Annotated in this window: 17 protein-coding genes; 6 read left to right on the forward strand and 11 right to left on the reverse strand. The window is 67.5% G+C overall.

The genetic code is table 11. The features are described 5' to 3' along the window. Positions 1–7 precede the first annotated feature (7 nt). From Poly30_RS22190 to Poly30_RS22205, 4 genes are all read left to right on the forward strand, one after another. The gene (locus Poly30_RS22190) at positions 8–865 is read left to right on the forward strand and encodes an ABC transporter permease (RefSeq protein WP_145202572.1); all 858 of its coding nucleotides are present in this window, start codon (positions 8–10) and stop codon (positions 863–865) included. 16 nt (positions 866–881) lie between these two features. After that, complete coding sequence (locus Poly30_RS22195; RefSeq protein ID WP_145202575.1) at positions 882–2,180, forward strand: ABC transporter ATP-binding protein; 1,299 nt, start codon at positions 882–884, stop codon at positions 2,178–2,180. A gap of 79 nt (positions 2,181–2,259) precedes the next feature. Further along, positions 2,260–3,186: a heme-binding protein gene (locus Poly30_RS22200; protein ID WP_145202578.1), complete on the forward strand. Its 927-nt coding sequence runs from the start codon at positions 2,260–2,262 to the stop codon at positions 3,184–3,186. Between the two features lie 19 nt (positions 3,187–3,205). After that, positions 3,206–4,006 carry an endonuclease/exonuclease/phosphatase family protein gene (locus Poly30_RS22205; RefSeq protein ID WP_145202580.1) on the forward strand — a complete coding sequence of 267 codons (801 nt, stop codon included), beginning with the start codon at positions 3,206–3,208 and terminating at the stop codon, positions 4,004–4,006. Here the strand turns inward: Poly30_RS22205 and Poly30_RS22210 are convergent. The 5 genes from Poly30_RS22210 to Poly30_RS22230 are packed head-to-tail and all read right to left on the reverse strand — an operon-like array spanning position 4,003 to position 9,425. Next, entirely contained in the window at positions 4,003–5,025 is a 1,023-nt protein-coding gene (locus Poly30_RS22210) for an NAD-dependent epimerase/dehydratase family protein (RefSeq protein ID WP_145202583.1), read from the reverse strand. The genes Poly30_RS22205 and Poly30_RS22210 overlap by 4 nt on opposite strands. Further along, complete coding sequence (locus tag Poly30_RS22215) at positions 5,022–6,155, reverse strand: zinc-dependent alcohol dehydrogenase (RefSeq protein ID WP_145202586.1); 1,134 nt, start codon at positions 6,153–6,155, stop codon at positions 5,022–5,024. The genes Poly30_RS22210 and Poly30_RS22215 overlap by 4 nt, the downstream gene beginning before the upstream one ends. A 7-nt stretch (positions 6,156–6,162) precedes the next feature. Further along, positions 6,163–7,149 (reverse strand): aldo/keto reductase, encoded by a 987-nt coding sequence (locus tag Poly30_RS22220; protein ID WP_145202590.1) that lies wholly within the window; start codon positions 7,147–7,149, stop codon positions 6,163–6,165. An 8-nt stretch (positions 7,150–7,157) separates the two neighbouring features. After that, the gene (locus Poly30_RS22225) at positions 7,158–8,315 is read right to left on the reverse strand and encodes a Gfo/Idh/MocA family protein (protein ID WP_145202593.1); all 1,158 of its coding nucleotides are present in this window, start codon (positions 8,313–8,315) and stop codon (positions 7,158–7,160) included. 57 nt (positions 8,316–8,372) lie between these two features. Further along, a complete protein-coding gene (locus tag Poly30_RS22230) occupies positions 8,373–9,425 on the reverse strand; it encodes a TIM barrel protein (RefSeq protein WP_145202596.1) in 1,053 nt (350 codons plus the stop codon). 184 nt (positions 9,426–9,609) lie between these two features. Between Poly30_RS22230 and Poly30_RS28820 the strand changes: the two genes are divergently transcribed. Continuing rightward, on the forward strand, positions 9,610–9,735 hold the full coding sequence (locus Poly30_RS28820; RefSeq protein WP_419190505.1) for a hypothetical protein: 126 nt from the start codon (positions 9,610–9,612) through the stop codon (positions 9,733–9,735). Positions 9,736–9,837: 102 nt separating this feature from the next. On the opposite strand, the gene Poly30_RS22235 is transcribed toward Poly30_RS28820, so the two are convergent. The 4 genes from Poly30_RS22235 to Poly30_RS22250 all read right to left on the reverse strand — a co-directional run bounded on the left by Poly30_RS22235 (position 9,838) and on the right by Poly30_RS22250 (position 15,600). After that, positions 9,838–10,170: an outer membrane protein assembly factor BamB family protein gene (locus Poly30_RS22235; RefSeq protein WP_145202599.1), complete on the reverse strand. Its 333-nt coding sequence runs from the start codon at positions 10,168–10,170 to the stop codon at positions 9,838–9,840. Between the two features lie 55 nt (positions 10,171–10,225). Beyond that, on the reverse strand, positions 10,226–11,647 hold the full coding sequence (gene sthA / locus Poly30_RS22240; protein ID WP_145202602.1) for a Si-specific NAD(P)(+) transhydrogenase: 1,422 nt from the start codon (positions 11,645–11,647) through the stop codon (positions 10,226–10,228). Positions 11,648–11,652: 5 nt separating this feature from the next. Next, entirely contained in the window at positions 11,653–12,486 is an 834-nt protein-coding gene (locus Poly30_RS22245; RefSeq protein WP_419190506.1) for an HDOD domain-containing protein, read from the reverse strand. Positions 12,487–12,645: 159 nt separating this feature from the next. After that, positions 12,646–15,600 carry a sigma-70 family RNA polymerase sigma factor gene (locus tag Poly30_RS22250; protein WP_419190507.1) on the reverse strand — a complete coding sequence of 985 codons (2,955 nt, stop codon included), beginning with the start codon at positions 15,598–15,600 and terminating at the stop codon, positions 12,646–12,648. A gap of 163 nt (positions 15,601–15,763) precedes the next feature. Here Poly30_RS22250 and Poly30_RS22255 point away from each other — a divergent pair, with 163 nt between their 5' ends. Beyond that, a complete protein-coding gene (locus Poly30_RS22255; RefSeq protein ID WP_145202611.1) occupies positions 15,764–16,747 on the forward strand; it encodes a hypothetical protein in 984 nt (327 codons plus the stop codon). A 206-nt stretch (positions 16,748–16,953) separates the two neighbouring features. On the opposite strand, the gene Poly30_RS22260 is transcribed toward Poly30_RS22255, so the two are convergent. Further along, a complete protein-coding gene (locus Poly30_RS22260; RefSeq protein WP_145202613.1) occupies positions 16,954–20,076 on the reverse strand; it encodes a sigma-70 family RNA polymerase sigma factor in 3,123 nt (1,040 codons plus the stop codon). A gap of 137 nt (positions 20,077–20,213) precedes the next feature. Then, positions 20,214–20,933, reverse strand: coding sequence for a hypothetical protein (locus Poly30_RS22265; RefSeq protein WP_145202614.1), 720 nt, complete (start codon positions 20,931–20,933; stop codon positions 20,214–20,216). Positions 20,934–20,993: the final 60 nt, after the last annotated feature.

A 20,993-nucleotide genomic window follows, 5' to 3' on the forward strand; every position in this document is an offset into this window, starting at 1 on the left:
TCTCCTCTTGATCCAGATCCTCAAAGGCCTCGCGCACAATCGGCATCTCCTGCGCGACTTCGTCGTCCGTGACCTCAAGGCGCGGTACGTGGGGTCGAGCATGGGGTTCTTCTGGTCGGTGGTGTACCCGATCATGAACCTGTTCGTGTACCTGTTCGTCTTCCAGATCGTGCTGCAGATGACCTGGTCGCCGGACAAGTCCTCCCAGGAAGTGGTGCTCCTGATGCTGGTGGGGATCGTGGCCTGGACCGCGTTCTCCGAGACCCTGAGCCGCGCGACGAACACGCTCGTCGACAACGCGAACCTCATCCAGAAGGTCGTGTTCCCCTCGGAGATCCTGCCGGTCTACATCACGATCTCGGCGCTGATCAACCTCATCATCGCGCTGCCGGTCGTCGGGCTCGCGCTCGTCTACGGGATGATGAATCCGCCCACGGATCCCGCCACCGTCGCCGCGGCCCAGGCCTCCGGCAACCTCGGCATCCAGGTGGGAGCGGCGCTCGTGTGGCTGCCGGTGCTCCTCGTCCTCCAGGGAATCTTCACGGCGGGCATCGCGTACTTCCTCGCGACCTTCAACCTTTTCTGGCGGGACACGATCCACATCATCGGCGTCGTCGTCACGGTCTGGATGTTCCTCACGCCGATCTTCTATCCGGCCGACCGCATGGTCACCGAGGGATTCGGCTGGATGCTGACCTACAACCCGATGCACTGGCTGCTCGACATGTACCGCGGCGTGATGGTCAAGAACATCGCGCCGGACCTCCAGCAGCTCGCGCTCTTCGCCGGCGTGGCGCTCGTGTCCCTGTTCCTCGGAGCCACGTTCTTCTCGTCCCAGCGCGAGCGGTTCCCCGACCTCCTCTGATCCATCATTCTGAACCATGTACGAGAAGAAGAGCCGTGAGGCATCGACCGCGAGCGCGGCTGGCGGCTCCGCGATCATCGCGCGAGGCGCGGGCAAGGCGTACCGCATGTACGAGAAGCCGGTCCATCGGCTCTGGGATCTCATCCTTCCGGGCGGACCGCGCGGCAAGGAGTTCTGGGCCGTGCGCGACGTCTACCTCGATATCCCCCAGGGCGCGACCGTCGGGATCATCGGCGAGAACGGCGCGGGCAAGAGCACGCTGCTCAAGCTGCTCACCGGCATCACGCGCCCGACCGTGGGCGAGGTCAAGACCAACGGGCGCATCGCGTCGCTTCTGGAGCTCGGCGCGGGCTTCCACCCCGAGTTCTCGGGACGGGAGAACATCCGCCTCAACTGCTCGATCCTCGGCATGACCGAGGAGGAGACCGAGGAGCGCTTCCATAAAATCGTGGAGTTCTCGGAGCTCGGTGAGTTCATCGATCGCCCGGTCAAGACCTATAGCTCCGGCATGCACGTGCGCCTCGGCTTCTCCGTTGCGACGACGGTGGACCCGGACATCCTGATCATCGACGAGGCGCTCTCGGTCGGCGACGAGCACTTCAAGGGCAAGTGCATCAATCGCCTCAACGAGTTCCAGGAGCAGGGCAAGACGACCCTGTTCGTGAGCCACGACATGGGCTCGGTGAAGTCCATGTGCAAGCACGTGGTGCTGATGCACGAGGGCCGCGTTCTGGAGCAGGGAACGGCCGAGGATGTCGCCGACGAGTACCTGAAGCGCGCCCACGTCCGCGGAAACGAGCGGATGTCCGCGATCAACCGGACCACCGACGAGTACCCCCGCTGGGGTTCGGGTGAGATCCGTACCGGCCAGGTCGAACTTTTCGGGCCGGATGACAGCGCGACGAACGTCTTCCAGCCCGGATCACCGTTCCGCGCGCGCATCCACTTCGAGGCCAAGGAGACGTGCAAGCAGCCGGTGTTCGGGCTGGGCGTGTATCGCTCGGACGGCACCTACGTGAACGGCAGCAACCACCTCTGGCGCCGCTCGCCGATCGAGCTGGACGAGGTGAAGGCCGGCACGAAGGGCTACGTGGAGATGGCGTTCGAGAGCCTGCCGCTGCTGCAGGGCGCGTATTATCTCACCGTGTTCGTGTACGACCACAACAAGACGGCGCCGACGCCGATCGACCACCGCGAGCACGCCGTGTCCTTCGAGGTGATGGACGCGAACCACATGCAGCACGGCCTGCTGTTCCTGCCGACCCGCTGGAGCGTCACGGTGGACGGCGCGGAGGAGCGCGTATCGGCGGAGTAAGGATCCGAGCTGCATCCGCCGCGCGCGGACCTGCGAAGGCAGGGGGTCAGGCCACCCGCCCCATGTCCCTCCGCCAGCCATGATTCTCAGCACCATCCTCTCCGCAGCCTTCTCCCTCACTCCCGCCCCGCCGACCTCTCCAGCGGTGTCTCCAGCGGTGTCTCCGTCGGGGGCTCCCGCCGCCGTGGCCCGCGACGGTGAGGCCCCCACCCTGCCCGCTGAAGCCAAGGCCGAAGCCGAGCGCCGCTCCGTGGCCCTCAAGGCACTTCAAAGCCCTCTGCCCGAGGGCCTGAGCGACGAGGACCAGGTCCGCGCCCTCGCCCGCCGCGCCATCGCGGCCACCGTGGCCCTCGGCAAGGACTCCGAGACCTCTCGCCGATTGCTCGAGGCCTCGAGGAACGCCATGGAGTCCGTGAACGCGAACCCGAAGGCAGCCGCCCTGCTGATCGACCTCGTGACCGATGCGGCGAAGCGTGACCTGGCGTTCCAGCCGACGATGGAAGCCCCTCTGCCCAAGGGCTTCCCATGGCCTGTCCCGGCCGGTGAGATCCGCGTCCAGACCTACCCCGGCTATCGCAAGGTCGTCACGGACATGCAGGGCAACGCCCAGAACGGCGCGTTCTTCAAGCTCTTCCGGCACATCACCAGCAACGACATCGCGATGACGGCACCGGTGGAGATGACGATGGGCGACAGCCAGGACGAAATGCTCGACATGGCGTTCCTCTACGGCGATCCCGAAATCGGCGAAGCCGGTGACGCGGGCCGCGTCGAGGTCACCGACATCGAACCGATGAAAGTCGTCTCGATCGGCATCCGCGGCACCTTGCGAAGCTTCCAGGAATCAGGCGCCATGGAGGCCCTGAACGCCTGGCTCGAGCGCAACGATGGCGAATGGGAGCGCGCAGGGAACGCGCGCCTCATGGGCTACAACGGGCCGATGGTCCCGCGGAACCAGCAGTTCTGCGAGATCCAGATCCCGGTGCGCAAGCGCGCGAAAGACTGACATCCAGTAGGGTGGGAGGATGGCACTCCGCTTTCTCCCCCTGCTACTTCTGATCACCGCCAGCTGCTCCGCCCTGCGCCTCGGCGCGGGCGACGACCCCACTTCCCTGCGGGTCGTGTCCTACAACATCAGGCACGGCGTCGGGATGGACGGCGAACTCGACCTCGAGCGCACCGCCGCCGTGCTCGAGGCGCTGCGCGCCGACGTCATCCTTCTCCAGGAAGTCGACGAGCGCTGCGATCGCAGCGGCGGAGTCGACCAGGCCAGCGCCCTCGGCGAACGGCTCGGCATGGATCCTGCGTTCGCGCCCTTCATGGACTTCGGCGGCGGCCGCTACGGCCTCGCCATCCTCTCGCGCCTTCCGATCGACTCGTCGGAGGTCATCACGCTTCCGCCGGGCCAGCGCGAACCCCGTTCCGCGCTCGCCGTGGTGGTACGCAAGGGCCGGCAGCCCGTCCGCGTGGTGAACGCTCACCTCGACTGGCTGGAGGACGACACCGAACGCTTCGCCCAGGCGACGCACCTGAGCGACGCCATCGCCGCCATGGATCCCACGATCCCCACCGTCTTCGGCGGCGACCTCAACGACGCGCCGAAGAGCCGAACCGTACTCGCCTTCGAGCGGGCCGAACTCCCCTGGCACGCGCGCTTCCGCCGGATCGGCCCGTTCGGCTACACGTTCCCCTCCGACGAACCGGCCAGGTCGATCGATCACTTTCTCGTGGCGCCGTCGAACCTCTGGAGCACCGCGGAGGTCCAGGTCGTCCGGGAACCGATGGCCTCGGACCATCGCCCCATCGTCGCGGACCTCGTGCCCTAAGAGTCGCCCCGAGCCAGTTCCGCGAACCGCCGAAGCGATCGCTCGATCCCGTCCTCCAGCGCCGTCTTCGGCACGCCCGGAAAGCGCTCCCTGATGGCCGTATCGTCGAGGTCGCTGACGAACAGGTTGGCGCTCGCGTCATCGGCGATCCCGAGGTCGACGAAGTCCCCGAGGCCCATGCCTGCGGCCACGCGCTCGACCTCCCTGAGGAAATCGGACACCTCCATCGTCTCACCGCGAACGTTGAACGCTTCGAAACCCGAGAACGGATCGAGCGCCGTCCTCGCGAAGTGCGCGCCCACGTCTTCCACGTAGTGGTAGTTCTCGCGGCCCTGGTATGGCATGCGGAACGCCACGCGCTCGCCGTTCACCGAACCGTTCGCGATCGCCTTCATGGCGGTCGTCGGAGCCGACGTCATTCCCTGGTCGCGCCCCGGCCCATAGGTCGAGTTCAGTCGCAGGCAGACCGTCGGCACGCCGGTCCGTTCGTGGAAGAGGCGAGCGAGCTGCTCACCCGCGAGCTTCCACACTCCGTAGAGGTTCGGAGGAACGAGCGGATCGCTCTCCCGCACGACCGGTCCCGGGTAGAGCGCGCGCGGGCCGTAGACCGCCGCCGAGCTGGCGAAGACGAACCGCTCCAGCGGCTTCGCGAGCCGCTCACACGCCTCCAGGAGCGCCTGCGTCCCGCCGACGTTGATGTGCATGCCGAGCTGGGGATCACGGGCGCAGTCGGGGCTCTGAAGCGCACCGAGGTGGACCACGTGCGTCGGCTGCTGGGCCTGAACGAGCGCCTCGACCGCCGCCGAATCCCCCACGTCCGCGGCCACGAATTCGATGCGCGGGTCCAGCTCGCCGCGGCCCTGCTCGCCGCTGCCCTGCTCGTCCATCCAGAGCCGCAGTCGGCCAGGGTCCGACGAGCGCGTGACGATGACCACCCGCTCGACGTCGCCGCGCAGAAGATCCCTGACCGCGACCGCGCCGATGCAGCCGGTGCCGCCCGTGACGAGAACGGAGCTCATGGGTTGATCGACATCACGGCCTTCGGCGTGCGCGCCTGGATCGAGTCGGACATCGCTTCCATCGCCGAAGCGAACGGATACACCTGGGTGTAGGCCTCGACCGGGAACGTGCCGCGCTGCAGCAGGATCTGCGCGTTGTCGAAGTCCTCGCGGCTCGAGCCCATCACGCCCCGCATGGACTGCCCCGAGCGCGTGAACGCCGTCGCGCCGAACGACACCTCGCACGGGTAGGTCGCGATCACGCAGATCGTTCCCTCGGGCTGAACGCTGAGCCCGGCGTTCGCGAGCGACGGTGGCGCGCCCGAACACTCGATCAAGACGTCGCAAAGCCCATCGTCGAAGTCGTCGCCGAAGCGCGTCCCGTCGAGGAAGTCGATGCCCTTCGCCAGCTGCTCGTGCAGCGGCGCGTCTTCGCTGACGGCGATCGGCAGGAACCCGCGCTCCTCGGCGAGCTTCAGGCGCACCTCGCGATCGCGCTCGACGCCGGTCACCGCCACGCGCGCGCCGGCGGCCCGCGCCAGCTCGGCCGCCATCAGCCCCATGATCCCGCAGCCGCTCACGACGACGTCCATGCCCGGCTGGATCTCGCACTTGCGCAGGACGCCCTGGGCCACGACCGAGAGCGGCTCGATCAGCGCGCCCTGGAGCGGCGTGATCCCCGCGCGCAGGGGCAGGCACCGGTCGACCTCGATGATGGTGCGCGTGGACAGGCCGCCGTCGCGGTGGAAGCCGAAGATCTGCTTGCGACGGCAGTAGTTCCAGCGCCCGCGCTTGCAGCCGCGGCAGCGCGGATCCCGGCAGCCGCGCATCGCGAGGGCGCAGATGTGGTCGCCCACCTTCAGTCCCGCGTAGCCCTCGGCGCCCGGGCCGAAGGCGACGATCCGCGCGCTGAACTCGTGCCCCAAGGTTCGCGGTCGCTGCACCCAGGAGAAGTTCGCCTTGCCGAGCGAAGCGCTGTTGTCCGAGCCGCAGACGCCGGCGAACAGTGGCTCCACGAGCACCTGGCCGGGCCCTGGCTCGGCGAGATCGATTTGCTCGATGGCAAGGTTCCGGGTCAGCTCGCCCGCGCCCTGGGCGGGCACGATCAGCTCATCGCCCAGAAGGCGGAGCGCGGTCACGGTTTCGGTCATCGGGATCTCAGGAGTGAGTCGTGGAGGGAGTCCGGGGCACGTATCGATCCGGATCGGTCGGCGGGAGGTTGTTCTCGGGACGCCCCTCGAACCACATCATGTTCTTCACCGGCGCGACGAGTTGCTCGATTCGTTCGAAGAGTTCCTCCGGAATATCGAGGGTCATGGCGGCCACGTTGGCCTCGACCTCGGCGCGGCTGCGCATGCCGACGATCGTCGTCGCGATCGCGGGGCGACGGACGGCGTAGGCGACGGCCACGGCGGCGACGTCGAACCCCGCCCCGCGGCAGAGCGCGGCCACCCTCGGCGCCATCTCCAGGACGGGCTTCGGGCTGCGGTGCCACGCGGGCGGCTCACGCTCCGTGAGGATCCCCTGCAGCACGGGCGAGGCATTGATCAGCCCGAAGCCGCGCTCGGCGGCCAGCGGAACGAGCTCCTCCTCCAGCTCGTCCTCCAGGAGGTTGCAGTGCCCCCACGACAGCAGCGTGTCGATCTCGGCGACCTCGGCGAGCGACCGCAGATAGCGCACCGGCAAGCCCGTGATGCCGACGAACCGGACCTTCCCGGTTTCCTTCAGCTTCCGGGCCGCGGGCAGCGCCTCTTCCAGCACCTGGCGTCGCGTCCCGAACTCGACGTCGTGGATCTGCAGGACGTCGATCCGGTCGGTGCCGAGGCGCTTCAGGGACTCCTCGACGCTAGAGATCACGCGGGCGCCCGAGAAGTCGAACTCCTCGAACCCGTCGCGGCAGCACTTCGTGGCGAGGACGACATCGTCACGTCGCCCCTTCAGCGCGCGCCCGATGCGCTCTTCCGCGAGCCCGAAACCGTAGAGCGGAGCCGTGTCGAAGTAGTTGATGCCGCCATCGAGGGCCGCATGAACGGCATCGAGCGCAGCCGACTCATCCAGCTCCCCGAAGATGTCCCCGAGCGGCGCGCCACCGAAGGCGAGCGTCGAGATCGAAAGGCCGGTCTTCCCGAGCGTGCGGTACTCCATCGAAGAGCTCAAAGACCCTCGACGTCGTGCCACTGGCCGTCGGCGCCGGATGCGAGGACGGCCTCGCAGACCTCCTGGGTCTCCTGGGCATCGCGGAACGTGGGCGCAGCGCTCTCTCCGCTGCCCAGCCCGATGAGGAAGTCCGCGAACTGGTGCACGAACGAGTGCTCGTACCCGATCTGGAGTCCCGGCACCCACCACTTGTCCATGTACGGCATGTCGTGATCCGTCACGTGAACCGAGCGCCAGCCGCGGGTCAGCGAATCATCGCCGTGGTCGAAGTAGCCGAGCCTGTGCAGGTCATGCAGGTCCCACTTAATCGAGGCCTTCTCGCCGTTGATCTCGAAGGTATAGAGCGCCTTGTGGCCGCGCGCGTAGCGCGTCGACTCGAAGGTGCCGAGGGAGCCGTTCTCGAAGCGCGCCAGGAACGCGCAGGCGTCGTCGATCTTCACCGGCTCGACCTTCCCGGTGATCTGGTGCATCCGCTCCTTCACGAAGGTCTCGGTCATCGCCGTGACCTTCTTGACGCTGCCGTTCAGCCACAGCGCCGTGTCGATGCAGTGCGCCAGGAGGTCTCCAGTGACGCCGCTGCCTGCCGCCGCCGCGTCGAGGCGCCAGAGCCCGGCGCCGCCCTGGGGCAGCTCGCTGGAGATCGTCCAGTCCTGGAGGAACTGCGCGCGGTAGTGGTAGATCCGGCCGAGCCTGCCGCTGTCGATGAGCTGCTTCGCCAGCGTCACCGCGGGCACGCGGCGGTAGTTGTACCAGACCATGTTCGCCACGCCGGCCTTCTCGACGGCCGCCACCATCTCGGCGCCCTCGGCCGCCGTCCGCGCCAGCGGCTTCTCGCAGAGCACCATCTTGCCCGCCTCGGCCGCCGCGATCGCGATGTCGCGGTGGCTGTCGTTCGGCGTGCAGATATCGATCACATCGATGTCGTCGCGCTCGATCATCCGGCGCCAGTCCGTCTCCGCCGACTCGAAGCCCCACTGACGAGCGAAAGCCGCGGCCGTCCCCTCGCTGCGGGCGCAGATCGCCTTCAGCACCGGCTCGTAGGGCAGGTCGAAGAAGTTGGGCGCGCGGCGATAGGCGTTGGCGTGGGCGCGGCCCATGAAGCCAGCGCCGATGAGACCGATGCGGAGGGGCTTTTTTGGTGTGGGTTGCGTCATCTGTTCGTGAGAAGTGTGGGCTTCGGGGAGGGGAGGCTCAGGCGTGCCGCGTGAAGGTCACGCACGGCCGTGCGCCGCGCGGACATCGAGCATCGCCGCCAGGATGTCGTTCCACGTCCCGGGGTTCTCCATCACGTCGTTCGGGAACATGCAGCCGTCCCAGCAGAGGTGCTCGATCGTATGCCCGGTCTCCCCGGCCGGAGCGTTGAGCCACGACCCCGCGAAGTGCGCGATGTCGAGCTTGCCGTTCGGATCCTTCGGCAGGCAGTGGCGGCCGGTCTTGTCGTGGGAGCCCGAGCCGAACACCGTCGCGTCGTTCTGGGCGACGTGGAAGTCCATGGTCCAGGGGCGCAGCGCCGCCGTCATCGTGGCGTACGCCTCGTCGAGCGCGGCGCGGTCGTTCCAGTCGTAGCCCTCGGGGAGGAGCCTGTCCTCCGGCGCGTTGTAGCCCATCGTGTAGAGCAGCGTGTGGGCCATGTCGGCCTGGAAGCCCACCGTCTTCGGGCGATCGACGAGCTCCAGGAGCTCGACAATGCGCTTCCAGCTGTGCATCCCGCCCCAGCAGATCTCGCCCTCGGCCGCCAGCCTCTCGCCATGGTCCTCGGCGATATCCGCCGCCTGGCGGAAGGTCTCCGCGATCTTGCGCTGGTTCCCTTCCGGGTCCTCCTGCCAGCCGCTCACGCTGCACGCCGAATCGATCCGCACGATTCCATACGGGCGGATCCCGATCTCACGCAGGTCGCGCGCGATCCGGCAGGCCTTCTTCACCTGGGTCAGGAATGCGGCGCGCTCCGAGTCGCTGCCCATGGCCGACCCGCCGCCCGTCGGCTCCCAGACCGGCGCCACGAGCGAGCCGATGACGAGGTCCCGCGAGCCGATCTTCTCGGCGAGGGCCTTCAGATCGTCCTTGGTCGAATCGATGTCGACGTGGGGCGCGCAGAGAAAGAGATCGATCCCGTCGAAGCCGACGCCGTCGACGCGGGCGGCAGCCGTGAAGTCGATCATCTCGTCGAGGCCGATCGGAGGGTGATCGGTCCCCGGCTCCTTGCCGACGAGTCCGGGCCAGGCGGCGTTGTGAAGCTTGGGGTGAGCGTGGTCTTGCGGGCACATGGGAGCGTCTCCTGCCGAGGGTGGTGATCAATCGTGAGGACCACCTTAGGGCGCGTGGTCACGATGCGTAAGTGCTCAGCGGAAACCGCCCCGGAACCGCCGACGCTCCGACGACCTCTGAGCTACCCGTTTCGAAAGTCGCCTGCCCGATCTGACGAGGCACTCGCACCCACACTCTTCCCTCATGACGTCCACCGAACACAAGGACAAGGGCTCCGCTGGCCTCCTCGGCGCCGCGTCCATGGGCACGGGCAGTCCGGTGGAGTTCCTGCGCAAAGGACTCGAGGGCAACATGCTCAGGGCAGGCTGAACGTGATGCCTTGGTTCAGCTCTCTGGTTGCCCTCAGCGTCGCTATCGAGTGGGCCTACCAGCGATTGGCGAGGGCTCGCCACACGCCTTTCAGGTAGCCGGTCAGCTGGCAGCCACAGCGGCAGCAGCATCGCTGGTCGCTTGCTCAGCGAGGGTCATCATCCCGCCCTGCTGGCAGGACCGCTCCGTGGCCAGGTATACGAGGCCTTTGCCCAACCCGGGCATCTCGTTCTGCCACATGATGCGGCCATCCTCTGGGTCGAGGGCAAAGGTCCTTCCGCCGGAGGCGCAGAAGAGAAGTCCGTCCTCGAGAAGGATGGAGACCACCGAATAACCGGTGCGCGGCAGGGAGGTGTCCCAGACCTTTTGGCCGTCTCGCTTGTCAATGGCGACGACGTGTCCGTGGGTCCCCGCGAAGAGGAGATGCTGTGTCATGGCTGGCGTCCGTAGGGGCTGGCTCCCCCTTACTACGCCGAAAGCCCGGGAACATTCAAGCTGCGACGCGCGGAACCGATCCCCTGGCTGTGCGGGCCTTCGCCAGGAGATCCTGAACCGCGACCCGGTAGGCTTCGGCCATCGTCGGGAAGTTGAACGTCCGATCGACGAAGACCTCGGGCTTCAGGCCGCCGAGCATCGCCATCTCGCCGAGATGCACGAGTTCCGCGGAGCCCTCGCCCAGGGCGTGGCAGCCGAGGATCTTCGTGCCCGTTGGATCCGCGATGATCTTGAGGAAGCCTTCCTCTGCGCCCTGGATCATGCCGCGCGCCAGCTCGACGAACGACGCCCGGCCCACGAGCACCTCGCCGTGGGTCTCGCGCGCCTGGGCCTCGGTGAGGCCCACGCTGCCCATCTCCGGGATCGTGTAGACACCCGACGGGACCATGCCGAAGTCCTCGTCGGGCACCGGCTGCCCGAGGGCGTGACGGGCGGCGCGGCGCCCCTGCTCCATCGAGGTCGAAGCCAGCGCCGGCGGGCCGATCACGTCACCCGCCGCGTAGATGCCCGGGACGCTCGTGTGCCCGTGGGCGTCGGCCACCAGGTAGCCGCGCTCGGTCCGCGTGAGACCGGCCTTCTCGACGTCGAGGCGGTCGAGGTTCGGCAGGCGACCGAGGGCGCAGAGCACCTTCTCGCCCTTCACGACCTCCCCGTCTTCGAGCGTCACGTGGACGGATCCAAGGCCGTCGGCGGCCACGTCCGTGTACTGGCGTCCCCCGAGGAACCGGCCCCCGCGCGCTTCGAACGCCCGGACGAAGCCGCGCGAGAGGTCCTCGTCCATGAAGCCGACGGGGAGAGTGTTGCGGTCGATGACCGTGACCTCCACGCCGAGCGAGATGAAGATCGACGCGAACTCGATCGCGATGACCCCCGCGCCCATCACGACGAGGGAACGGGGCAGGTAGACGAGGGACAGGATCGAATCGCTGTCGAGGACGTTCTCGTGGTCGATCGGCACATCGGCGGGCTTGCGCGGACGCGATCCTGTGGCGATGAACACGGCGTCGGCGCTCACATCCTCGGACGCACCGGAGGGCGGCTGGAGCAGCAGGGTCTTCGCGCCCGTGAAGCGCGCGCGCGCCTGCCGGAACGTGACGCCCTCGCGCTCCATCTGGGCCGACAGCGTGTGCGCGTGGGCCTCGCGCACCACGTCGAGGCGCGTCATCAGGCCGGCGAGCTGGACGTCGGGCGTCACCTCCACGGCCAGCGTATCGGCGGAGCGACGGCGCACCTCGGCGAAGTGCCGCGCGGTCTCGCGGAGTGTCTTGCTCGGGATCGTGCCGCGGTTCACGCACTCGCCGCCGGGCGCGCGCCCCTGGTCGACGAGCAGAACCCGGCGTCCCTCGCGGGCGCCCTGGAGTGCGGCTTTCTGGCCCGCGGGCCCGCCGCCGATGACGATCCAATCGTGGTGCTGCATGCTGGTCAAACCGCCGCCTCCTGGGTGATCTCCACGCCCTTTTCGCAAAGGCGGTCGAAGTCGTCCTGGTACAGATCGAGCGGCGGCAGGTGCTCGAGCCCGGGCGCGTCGCCTTCGCCGCCGTCCTCCAGCAGCCAGTGGGCCAGCGCATCACTCAGGGCGACGGTGTGAACGAGGTCCTGGTGCGAGGAAGCCGACTGCGGGTCATGGTGGTTCAGCGTCACCTCGTGAACCCAGTCGGGCAGCTTCCAGTCCTGGACGAGCCGCGCGCCGATGGTCGAGTGCAGGGCCTCGACGGCATCCTCGATCGCCGCTGCGTCGAGCGTCGCGCGGTTCACGCGAGCGAGATCGACGAGTCCCTGCAGGATCACGGGAGCGCCGATGTCGTGCAGGAGCCCGCACAGGAACGCGGCCTCGACGTTCGAGCGTCGCGTCCGCGCCACTTCCTGGGCGAGCCGCCCCGAAGCATGGGCCCGGCGCCAGAGCTTCGCCACGTACGCTTCGTGCCCGGGGACGTTGAACACGGCGCCCTTGACGGCGACCGTCAGCGCAATCTCCCGCAGGGTCGCGAGCCCGAGCCGCCCGATGGCCTGCGTCAGGGAGACGATGGGCTCGTTCGGCGCAAACCGCGCCGAGTTCGCGACCCGGAGCAGGTTCGCGGCCAGCGAGGGATCCTTCTGGATCAACTCGGCGAGCGAGCGAGCGTCGCAGTCTTCCCCATCGATGCAGCTCAGCACCTCGGCCGCGACGGCAGGAAGGACGGGAAGCTGAAGGGAGCCGGACTCCGCCCGACGGGCGAGTTCCTCGGTGAGCGGCAGGGAGGCTGAAGAGTGAGTCACGATGGTCGCGGGGCTGAGTGCGGTGGAAGCGCTACCCCCTTTCGATCGACAAGCGCACGGCCGCCACTAGACCGATTCCCGTATGCATGTTCGGGAGAGCCCGAAGGGCGACGCCGTAGGTACGTCCAGCCGGGAAGAACTTTCCTGCTGAGACAGTCGTCACCTGACGAGCCTCACGCTCGCAGGCTCACCCGGGCGAATCTCGACCAGCGCAGAGGCCACCTCCCCGTCGAAGGTCCCCACATGAATGCGGTAGGTCCCCGGTACGGAGTGAACCACCAGCGCGCCGGCTTCGAGATCAGATCGAGACAGATTCTGGCTCCATGCCTGCCTCGAAAGCTCTGGCTTCTCGGGATGGATCCGGGTCAGCGAGAGGTAGCTGAGCCCCGGCGTCGACTTCACGGCACTCAGGTCCACCTGAACGGCCTGTGGCTCACGGATGACCATGGAGAAAGCGGTCACGCCGGGCGGTACGAAGCACTCGTGTTGGACCTGATCCCGCCAAACGGTGAGTCGGACCTCGTCGCCGGAGAGCCCTGCGATCTCGTATCTGCCGGTCCCCCGTGCGCGCACTCTGGAGCTATCGCGCCACTGGCCTCGGTCGTTGATCTGCTCCGGCCGCACGCCGTCGGCTTTCACCGGTTCGCCCGTCGAGGAGATCAGCTCGAGGGTCAACTTCCGGATCTCTCCCATGACGATCTCCAATCCGCCGAGCTCTCGAAAATCAGGGTCCGAAGGCGGAGGGAGAAAAACGGTCTTGACGGGAAAGCCCATCGCCCGGACGTCGATCATCAAGCGCTCCAAGCGCGCGTCGACCTGTACATCGAATCGGCCGTCCGCATCTGTTCTGGGAGCCATATGGTCGCCGCCGATGATGCTGACCAGGGCGCCAGCGACCGGCTCGCCATCCTTCGTCAACACGCGCCCTCGAAGTGGGACACGCCCCTGTGGTATCACCGTGAGTTCTCCCCGGAAGACTCCATCAGGACCTGGAAGGACGGTCATCGGGGCCCTTGCCCAGGTTCCGTCAGCCTCCAGGAAGCCGCAGGTGATACTGGCATCCATCGGAAAGCCGACCAGCGCGACCTGGCCTACCTCGTCCGAGAGCTGCGAGTCACGCTCGGCGTGGTCTGCGCCTGGGTTCATGACCAGGTAGTCGACCCGCACTCCGATGGCAGGCTCGCCGGCGGAATCGACCACTCGCAGGTCGATTTCCTGACATCGTTCGAGTTTCAGCTCGAGAGTCTCCCTCGAGCCCGGAAGCGGAAGATCGAAGTGGCGCCTCGCATGACCCTCGGCGGAAACGCGTAGACGCAACCGACCGTTCGGTGGCCCCCACGCAGTACATCTGCCCGCGGAGTTCGTGACGACGCTACTTGGCTCCCAGTCGAACTCGTAACCTACGCTCGCCCCCTCCATTGGATCCCCTTTGGCATCGAGAACCATGAGATCGGCAGGGATGGCCGACGCGAGCTCTAGATCACCGAGATCTGTCACATGAGCACTCGAGGCATCGATCGGAGAGAGCTCGCGCGCCACAAGCTCGGGGTTGATGCCGAGTACAAGCTCGGTCCAGACGCCAGGAGTCGCGATCCACTCGAAGCGTCCCTCGCTATCCGTCAGGATGGATGGATACCCGGTGCCAAGGGAACCATCCTGCTCCATGACGCGAATTCGCGCCATGGGAAGGGGCTCACCAGACTCCGACGACACCAGTCTTCCAACGATGCGCGGCATTCTCTCCACACGGAGATGCGACAGCGTCACCGCTTTCGATGTGAATATGCCGGACGTCTCCGACAGCGTGTCGAACCACCACCCGCGATCGAGCTTCAACCAGCCGCGCCAGTCCTCGGGAAGATCCAGTATCGTGAAGGACCCATCCGAAGCCGTCACGACTTCCATGGGGAGCGGCTCGGCCCTCGTATCCAGAGCCAAGGCCGTCGGTCTTCCGGACCAGCCGATGTCGCGTCCCAACCTCATGCGGATCGGTTCCCCCGGAGAGCGGCCCTCTTCCAGCAATCGACCGCTCACCGTCCGGCCTGCTGGCCATGCGAGCGTATGCTCACCCGGGCGAACGGAGGCTTCGAACGTACAGGGCCAGGCGTTCGATCTGCAAACGACGAGGGACGCCCTCGCCTCGTGCGCCCGTGCGAGTTGCGCTGCGATCTCGTCGTTGACGAGGAGCAGCCCGTCGACAGCAGAGCCAAGCTCCACCCTATGTCCATCGATCTCGGTCAAGGCCTGCGTCACCGCAAGCGGCTGGCCCTCGGTACCCACGAACCGATAGATCAGCCGGCCGGCACCTTCCATCGTGTTCGTCAGTGTCATCGCGGGAGTACGCTCTCCGCTCCCGGCAGCAGCGACCTCAAGCATCGGCGGCGCTAGCGCGCTGCTCGGAGCGATCCACTCTGGCGTTGCCGAAGTCTCCGCCTTCGACCACTGGATCCGGCTCACCCACGCGAAACCGAGCAGCAAGAGACCAAGAACCATTGCGAGTTTCTTCAAGGCGGCCAAACTGGTAAGAGAAAGAGCGGCAACCGAAGGCGCCTTGGCGAGCGAAGCTCTGGAACCGAGCAACACCGGTCCCCAGAGAAGCTGGCCCCCGAAGCGCGCGTTCATCCGCTCGCGCAGCTCGTCTAGGCCCGTCTTGATCCGGCGGCGGACGGTGCCGTCGGGAACCCCCGTTCGGCGCGCGATCTCGGCGGCGCTCAGGCCCGCCTGGAAGCGGAAGAGGAGCGTGCTTCGGATCGGTTCGCGCAGCGCGAGCAGTTCGGCCACCACGTGGCGCTCCAGCTCGGCGCGTTCCGCGAGTTCATCGGCGGCGCGCGCGTGCAGCGGCGGATCTCCGTCGAGCGCGTCCGCTGCGTGGATCCTCTCCCGCGCGGATCGCGCGCCGTCCCTCCGATGCCGCCGAAGCGCCATCTTCCGCGCCACGCCGGTGAGCCATCCGCGGTTCGACGCGATGACCGGACCGCCGCGCCCCTCTGCCTCCAGCGTCTGGAGCCAGACGTCCTGCGCGAGATCGTCGGCGTCGCTGGCACCGACGAGGCGGGCGCTCAGGCTTCGGAGCCAGAGGCGCTCGGCGAGGAGTTCTTCGGGGTCGGGTGGCATGGAGGAGGAGGACATTGGATCCGGGGGACGGGAGACAGGTCGCGACTGCACTCCGAACCGTTCGCTGGAATGCGTGATTTCGGGGTTCCAGGCGTCTCGGACCGGCGCTCGTTCCTTCCAGTTCCGGGTGAACCTTCTCTGGCGAGCCCCGTTTCGGTCGGGCATGAGGTTTCTCCAAAAGGCCCTCGTCCTGAGTGCGGCGGGACTGGTCGGGCTCTACGCCTTCGCGCGGGCCGTGATTCCGCCGACGGTCTACGTCCTCGTCTCCGTCACGGATGCGGAGGGACGGCCCGTCGAGCTGCCGGATCGCTGGGGATCCACCCTCTTCATGGACGACGGAGCCCTGAGACCCGGGCTCTCGATCCGGGGAACGGATGACCTCTCCTCGGAGAGACGGCCGCTGGACATCCGTCGCTGGTCCGTCCAGCTCCCCGGCCTTTCCAGGGGAGGCTCGGAGTACGCGTCCTTCGGCTGCCGCCCCGGCGCCGAGGCGGCGTTCGCCGCCATGGACGATGCCGGTGGATCGGACGAGGTTCTCCTGCGGCTACCTGCGGTCACCGAGCTGATCCCGTGGACCATCAAGAGGGTGCGACTGCAGCTCCCGCAGAAGAGCCAAGAGCCCCTCGGAGAGCTCATGGTGACCGTGCTCGATGCCGACGGCACGTGGCCCGACACCCATCCGGGCCTGAGTCTCTCGTCGCCCGAGGGACGCCTGCCGCTCCTCTACAGCTTTGGTGAGCCCTTCGGCACGGAGAATCGCTGGGACTGCGGGCCCGTGAGGCATTCTCTTCCAGCGGGTCGGTACAGAGTGGAGATCGATCAGTGGTTCGGACTCACGTGCGGGAACATGGCACCGTCGATCGATCGACACCTGCGACCGGATCTCGTCGTCGACATCAAGCCGGGGAAGCTCACCCAGGTCACGCTGGAAAGGCCGCGCGGCACGCGACTCGACCTCGACCTCAGCTTCACTGGCGACGGAGGAGAATTCGCCGCAGCGCGAGCCGACTTCCTGGAGCAATGGGAGCAGCAAGCCTTCGGCCATTCCGTGCTGGCCCCACATCGCTGGCGAGCCCAGGCCACGCTGCAGCGGCTCGATTCGCACGGCGTACCGGAGGATCGAGAGGAGCTCTACGCCTGCCGCTAGGACGAATGTCGCTACATCGCCGACCGATTCAGCTTCCCCATCAGCGGCAGGATCGAGGGCCTGCGCCAACTCCGCCCGGGCCGCTACCGGCTGGAGATCGAAGGCGAAGGCATCGAACCCGTCGCCGAGGAACTCTATCTTCCCGATCTGGACGGCGGGTCCGTCGTGCTCTGCTTCGGACTGCGGCCCGTGCGCGAACGCGCGCATCAGTAGCCCAACGCGGGCTTCGCGGGGCGTGCTCCATCCGTGCCCGGCAGCTCGACCCGGAGCTGCTCCGCGGCTCGCACTTCGATCTCGACCGTCGCCACCACCTTCACCGTTTCCCTCGAGTGGCCGGTGAAGGCGACGACCTCGTACTGGCCAGCCGAGCAGCGAAAGCTGGTGCTTGTCGGAGCGTGGCTTCCGCTCTGCATGGTGAGGCGGTCGATTCTTTCGCCGTCCGTGGGTCCCTGGCCCGCCAGGAGTGGTCGGCGCAGCAGAATATGACTCGGCTCCACTTCTTTCTGGACCAGCGCTGACCAGTCGACCACGACCGTCGCTGGCTCACCGAGCTCGAGGGTCGCCTCGACCGATTCGGCCGGGAGAACGCGCTGATAGCTGACGCCGTCGCGCCTCGCGGTCAGGCGGAGCTCCCCTGGTCCGAGCCCCTGGACACGGCAATAGCCCGCGGAGTCGGGGACCTCGGACCCGGCGTGGGACCATTGTCCGCCTCCTGAACTCACCGCGACGGACAGCGTGGCGTCGGAGACAGGCGCGCCGTTCGCATCCATGAGCCGCACGGTCAGGGGGCGCTCCTTCTGAAGCGTCAGGCGAAGCGGCTCCGAGTCCAGCGTTTCTCGCTCTAGAATGTGGCGCAGCTCTGCGAAGCCCGGAGCGGTCACGAGCAGATGGGATCGCCCCTGGCGCCATTCAGGCTTCACCGCGAAAGCACCTGCCTCGTCCGTTCGGACGTAGTTCGCCATGAGCGACGAGGGGAACTTCACGTTCGCATCCGAGATCGCGACGCCGTCCGCGGTGGTCACCACACCGGTCACCTCCGGCAAAGGCTCGCGTCGATCGAGGAGCGTCCCTTCCCACCGGCCGCGCCCGTCGGCACGGATCACGAGCGGTGGCTCGGCCCATTCCCACCCGTCCATGAACCCGACATGGAGGGAGAGGTCGCGCGGAAGACATCCCACCTCGATCCGGCCCTCTTCGTCGGTGGAGAACCCGAACACCCTGCGTCCATCCGCGAGCCCACCGTGTCGAGTGACTGTCCCGGCCGCCAGCTCGGGCGCCCGCATGCCGAAGATGTCAGGCGCAGTGGAGGGAGGCCCGATCGGGATGAACGTGACCTGGCAATCCGGGACGGAATTCCCATCGGCGTCCAGCACGCGTACGACGAAGCGCAGCTCCGGCCGGAGCGCGATCACGGATTCCGTCGCCGCGGATAGCGCCAGCGAGGGATAGATCGCCTGTTCGTGGCCTTCCGCGCGCACCTCGACCGAGGCCGAATCGAGCGCCTGTACCGGCAGCAGCACCTTCCCATCGACGGAGGACTCCACGAAGTTCTGCGATCCTTGTTCGTAGACTCGGGCGCCGGCAACGGGTCGCCCGTCGGAGTCGACGATGCGCAAGGTCGCGAGCTCGATCTCCTCGAGCGCGATGTCGCCGAGGTCGAGGGTGCCCACGAGCGGCGGCTCGAGGCCCTCGAAACTTCGGGTGCGGAATTCGCTCTCCTTGCCGAACCGAAGCGTGACCGCCGTGGCTCGTGAATCGAGGAAATGGGCGAAGCGTCCGTGCTCGTCCGTCGTGCCATGGAAGTAGTAACTCGAACCCTCGCCGCGTGTTTCGATGATCTCGATGGAGCGGGCGGCCAGGGCCTCTCCTGTCCTGCCGTCGAGCACCCGCCCGATGATTCGGGGCGAGCGCTCGATCGCGAGATCGAATGCGCCGGCACCGCCCGCTTCGATCAGTGCGCTCTGACGCAACCCGCCGTCGAAGCGCCAGGCTTCCTCGATCATCAGCCATCCGCGCCAGTCCGCTGGCAGGTCCGACAGAAGGAACGTCCCGTCCTCCTCGGCGGCAAGACTTCTGGGAACCGGATCGGCCCGCTGGTCGATCTGCGCCGCGTACGGGCGCTCCGACCAGCCCACGTCCCGCTTCAGCGTCAGGCGCACCCGCTCGCCCGGGCGCTGGCCCCGTTCCAGCAGCCGCCCACGCAACGTCACGCCTTTCGGCCAGACGAGCGTGTGCAAGCCGGCCGAGAGCGGCGCTTCGAACGTGTGCGGCCAGGCTCCGTTCCTGGAGACCACGAGGGGGAGTGCGGCGAGGCCCTTCGCGAGTTCGGCTGTCTCGTCGTCCAGAACGAAGGCACCGTCCTGGACCGCCTCCAGCGTGCGGCCCGCATCCCCCGGGACCGCGCTCATCCGTGTCACCGCTACGGGCTCGCCGTCCTCGGTCACCACGCGATAGCGAGGAGAGGAAGCCCCTGGCGCCGGCTTTGCCAGTGCCTTCCTTGCAGGATCGTCCATCTCCGGTGCCACGACGAGCTCCGCGGGTTCCAGGAAGGCTTTCCGAGGCTCCACGCCGCGCGCCACGATCTCGACCTGGCGAGACTCCGGCTCGACCTCCCAGGCGGAACTCGCCAGCCAGCCAGCCCCCGCGAACAACGCCACGACCGCGAGCCACATCAGTTTCTTCATGCCGAGTAGCGCCGTACCGGCGACGAGGCCTGAACCGGACGAGAGAAGAGACGATTCGAGCGCGCACGGCAGGACGCCCATCAGCGCAGGCGCCCACGCGCTCCGCCCACCATGGTCCGCGTCCATGCGCTCACGCACGCGATCGAGGCCCTCCTTCAGACGGCGCCGCACCGTGCCCGCGGGATCCCCCGTTCGACGAGCGATGTCCGCCGCGCTCAGGCCCGCTTGATAGCGGAGCAGCAGCGTCCCGCGCACGGGCTCCTTCAGCTCGAGCAGAAGCGCTACGACCTCCCGCTGAAGCTCGGCCTGGGCCGCCAGCTGGTCGACGGCCACCTCTGATTCGAGGCGACCCGAAGCGGCCAGCTCGCCCGCGTACATGTGCTGGTGCCCGAGGCGGCTGGCTTGCTTGCGACGGCTCGCCAGTGCCAGCCGCCGGGCTGCGCCGGCGAGCCATCCCCGCGGCGCTTCGTGCACGCGCCCCCCACTCTCGCGCCGCTGTCTCTCCAGGAGGGCCAGCCATGCATCCTGCGCCAGATCGTCCGCATCGGCCGGTCCCACGAGGGACACGCTCAGACGGCGGAGCCAGGCTCGATCGCCCAGCAGGCGATCGGGGTCGGGATGCGAGGGCAAAGAATCAGCGGCCATGACAGGTAATGTCACGGGCCGCTGGGAGTGTTCACGTCAAATCCGAGTTTCTCGGACATCGTGGTCGACGCCATCGGCACGGCCTGCTTTCGCAGCGCGCGCACAGTGGCGGCGATTCATGGGCGAGGTGCGCCGGATCAGCTCTCCTTGAGCTGCGAAAGGAGCGAGTCGAACTCTTCCTTCATCTCCGGGAAGAGGGCGACATCGCCGTCGAAGGACTTCTGGGAGACCTTGAGTTCTCGCAGAGCGCCCTGGAATCGCGTGGTGGCGAGCTCCACGTTCGTGCGCTCGTCGCGCACGTCCGCCTCGAAGTCGGCCACGTCGATGCTGTTGGCGTCCTTGCGCTGGAGGCCGCTCACGGCTTCCGCCATACGCAGCTGCACGATGGACTGGGCATGATCGACCCGCGCTTTGGCCAGGTCGAGTTCACGCTCGCGCGCCTCGATCATCTGCTCGTAAACCTTGACGCGATTGCGCGCGGTGCGAAGCTCGGCCTCGCGCTCGTTCGCCATCTCCGCGGAAGCTTCGACGACCTGGTTCCGACTCGCGATTTGCTCGCGTCGCTCCGCGACGTCGAGCTGCTCCTCGGCCACGTGCTCGCGCTCGTTCACGAGCTCACGCATCTGGCGCGCGTCCTTCAGCTTGAGGCGCACGGCCTCCAGAGCATCTTTCTCGGCCGCGACTTCGAGACGCGCCTCGCGAACGGCGTCGGTCGCCGACTCGTCGGCATATTGCAGGAGACCGGCATCGACCTCACCCGGTCCACTGTCGCGCAGACCGGCCACGGTGGAGCAGCTGGTGGCGAAGCTCAGCAGGGGAAGGGCAAGGGCGGCAGTCAAGAGGTAGGGGTTCTTCATGGGGGCCAGAATGCACGCGGGGCCTATGGGCGCACCCAAGCCCGCATCAATTGGTCCTCA

The sequence above is a fragment of the Saltatorellus ferox genome (genome assembly GCA_007751475.1).
Taxonomy (GTDB): Bacteria; Planctomycetota; UBA1135; order UBA1135.

Bases quoted from the DNA above. Each gene is read 5' to 3' on its own strand.
- Poly30_RS22195 (WP_145202575.1), top strand. From the start codon at position 882: ATGTACGAGAAGAAGAGCCGTGAGGCATCGACCGCGAGCGCGGCTGGC.
- Poly30_RS22200 (WP_145202578.1), top strand. From the start codon at position 2,260: ATGATTCTCAGCACCATCCTCTCCGCAGCCTTCTCCCTCACTCCCGCC.
- Poly30_RS22205 (WP_145202580.1), top strand. From the start codon at position 3,206: ATGGCACTCCGCTTTCTCCCCCTGCTACTTCTGATCACCGCCAGCTGC.
- Poly30_RS22210 (WP_145202583.1), bottom strand. From the start codon at position 5,025: ATGAGCTCCGTTCTCGTCACGGGCGGCACCGGCTGCATCGGCGCGGTC.
- Poly30_RS22215 (WP_145202586.1), bottom strand. From the start codon at position 6,155: ATGACCGAAACCGTGACCGCGCTCCGCCTTCTGGGCGATGAGCTGATC.
- Poly30_RS22220 (WP_145202590.1), bottom strand. From the start codon at position 7,149: ATGGAGTACCGCACGCTCGGGAAGACCGGCCTTTCGATCTCGACGCTC.
- Poly30_RS22225 (WP_145202593.1), bottom strand. From the start codon at position 8,315: ATGACGCAACCCACACCAAAAAAGCCCCTCCGCATCGGTCTCATCGGC.
- Poly30_RS22230 (WP_145202596.1), bottom strand. From the start codon at position 9,425: ATGTGCCCGCAAGACCACGCTCACCCCAAGCTTCACAACGCCGCCTGG.
- Poly30_RS28820 (WP_419190505.1), top strand. From the start codon at position 9,610: ATGACGTCCACCGAACACAAGGACAAGGGCTCCGCTGGCCTCCTCGGC.
- Poly30_RS22235 (WP_145202599.1), bottom strand. From the start codon at position 10,170: ATGACACAGCATCTCCTCTTCGCGGGGACCCACGGACACGTCGTCGCC.
- sthA (WP_145202602.1), bottom strand. From the start codon at position 11,647: ATGCAGCACCACGATTGGATCGTCATCGGCGGCGGGCCCGCGGGCCAG.
- Poly30_RS22250 (WP_419190507.1), bottom strand. From the start codon at position 15,600: ATGCCACCCGACCCCGAAGAACTCCTCGCCGAGCGCCTCTGGCTCCGA.
- Poly30_RS22255 (WP_145202611.1), top strand. From the start codon at position 15,764: ATGAGGTTTCTCCAAAAGGCCCTCGTCCTGAGTGCGGCGGGACTGGTC.
- Poly30_RS22260 (WP_145202613.1), bottom strand. From the start codon at position 20,076: ATGGCCGCTGATTCTTTGCCCTCGCATCCCGACCCCGATCGCCTGCTG.
- Poly30_RS22265 (WP_145202614.1), bottom strand. From the start codon at position 20,933: ATGAAGAACCCCTACCTCTTGACTGCCGCCCTTGCCCTTCCCCTGCTG.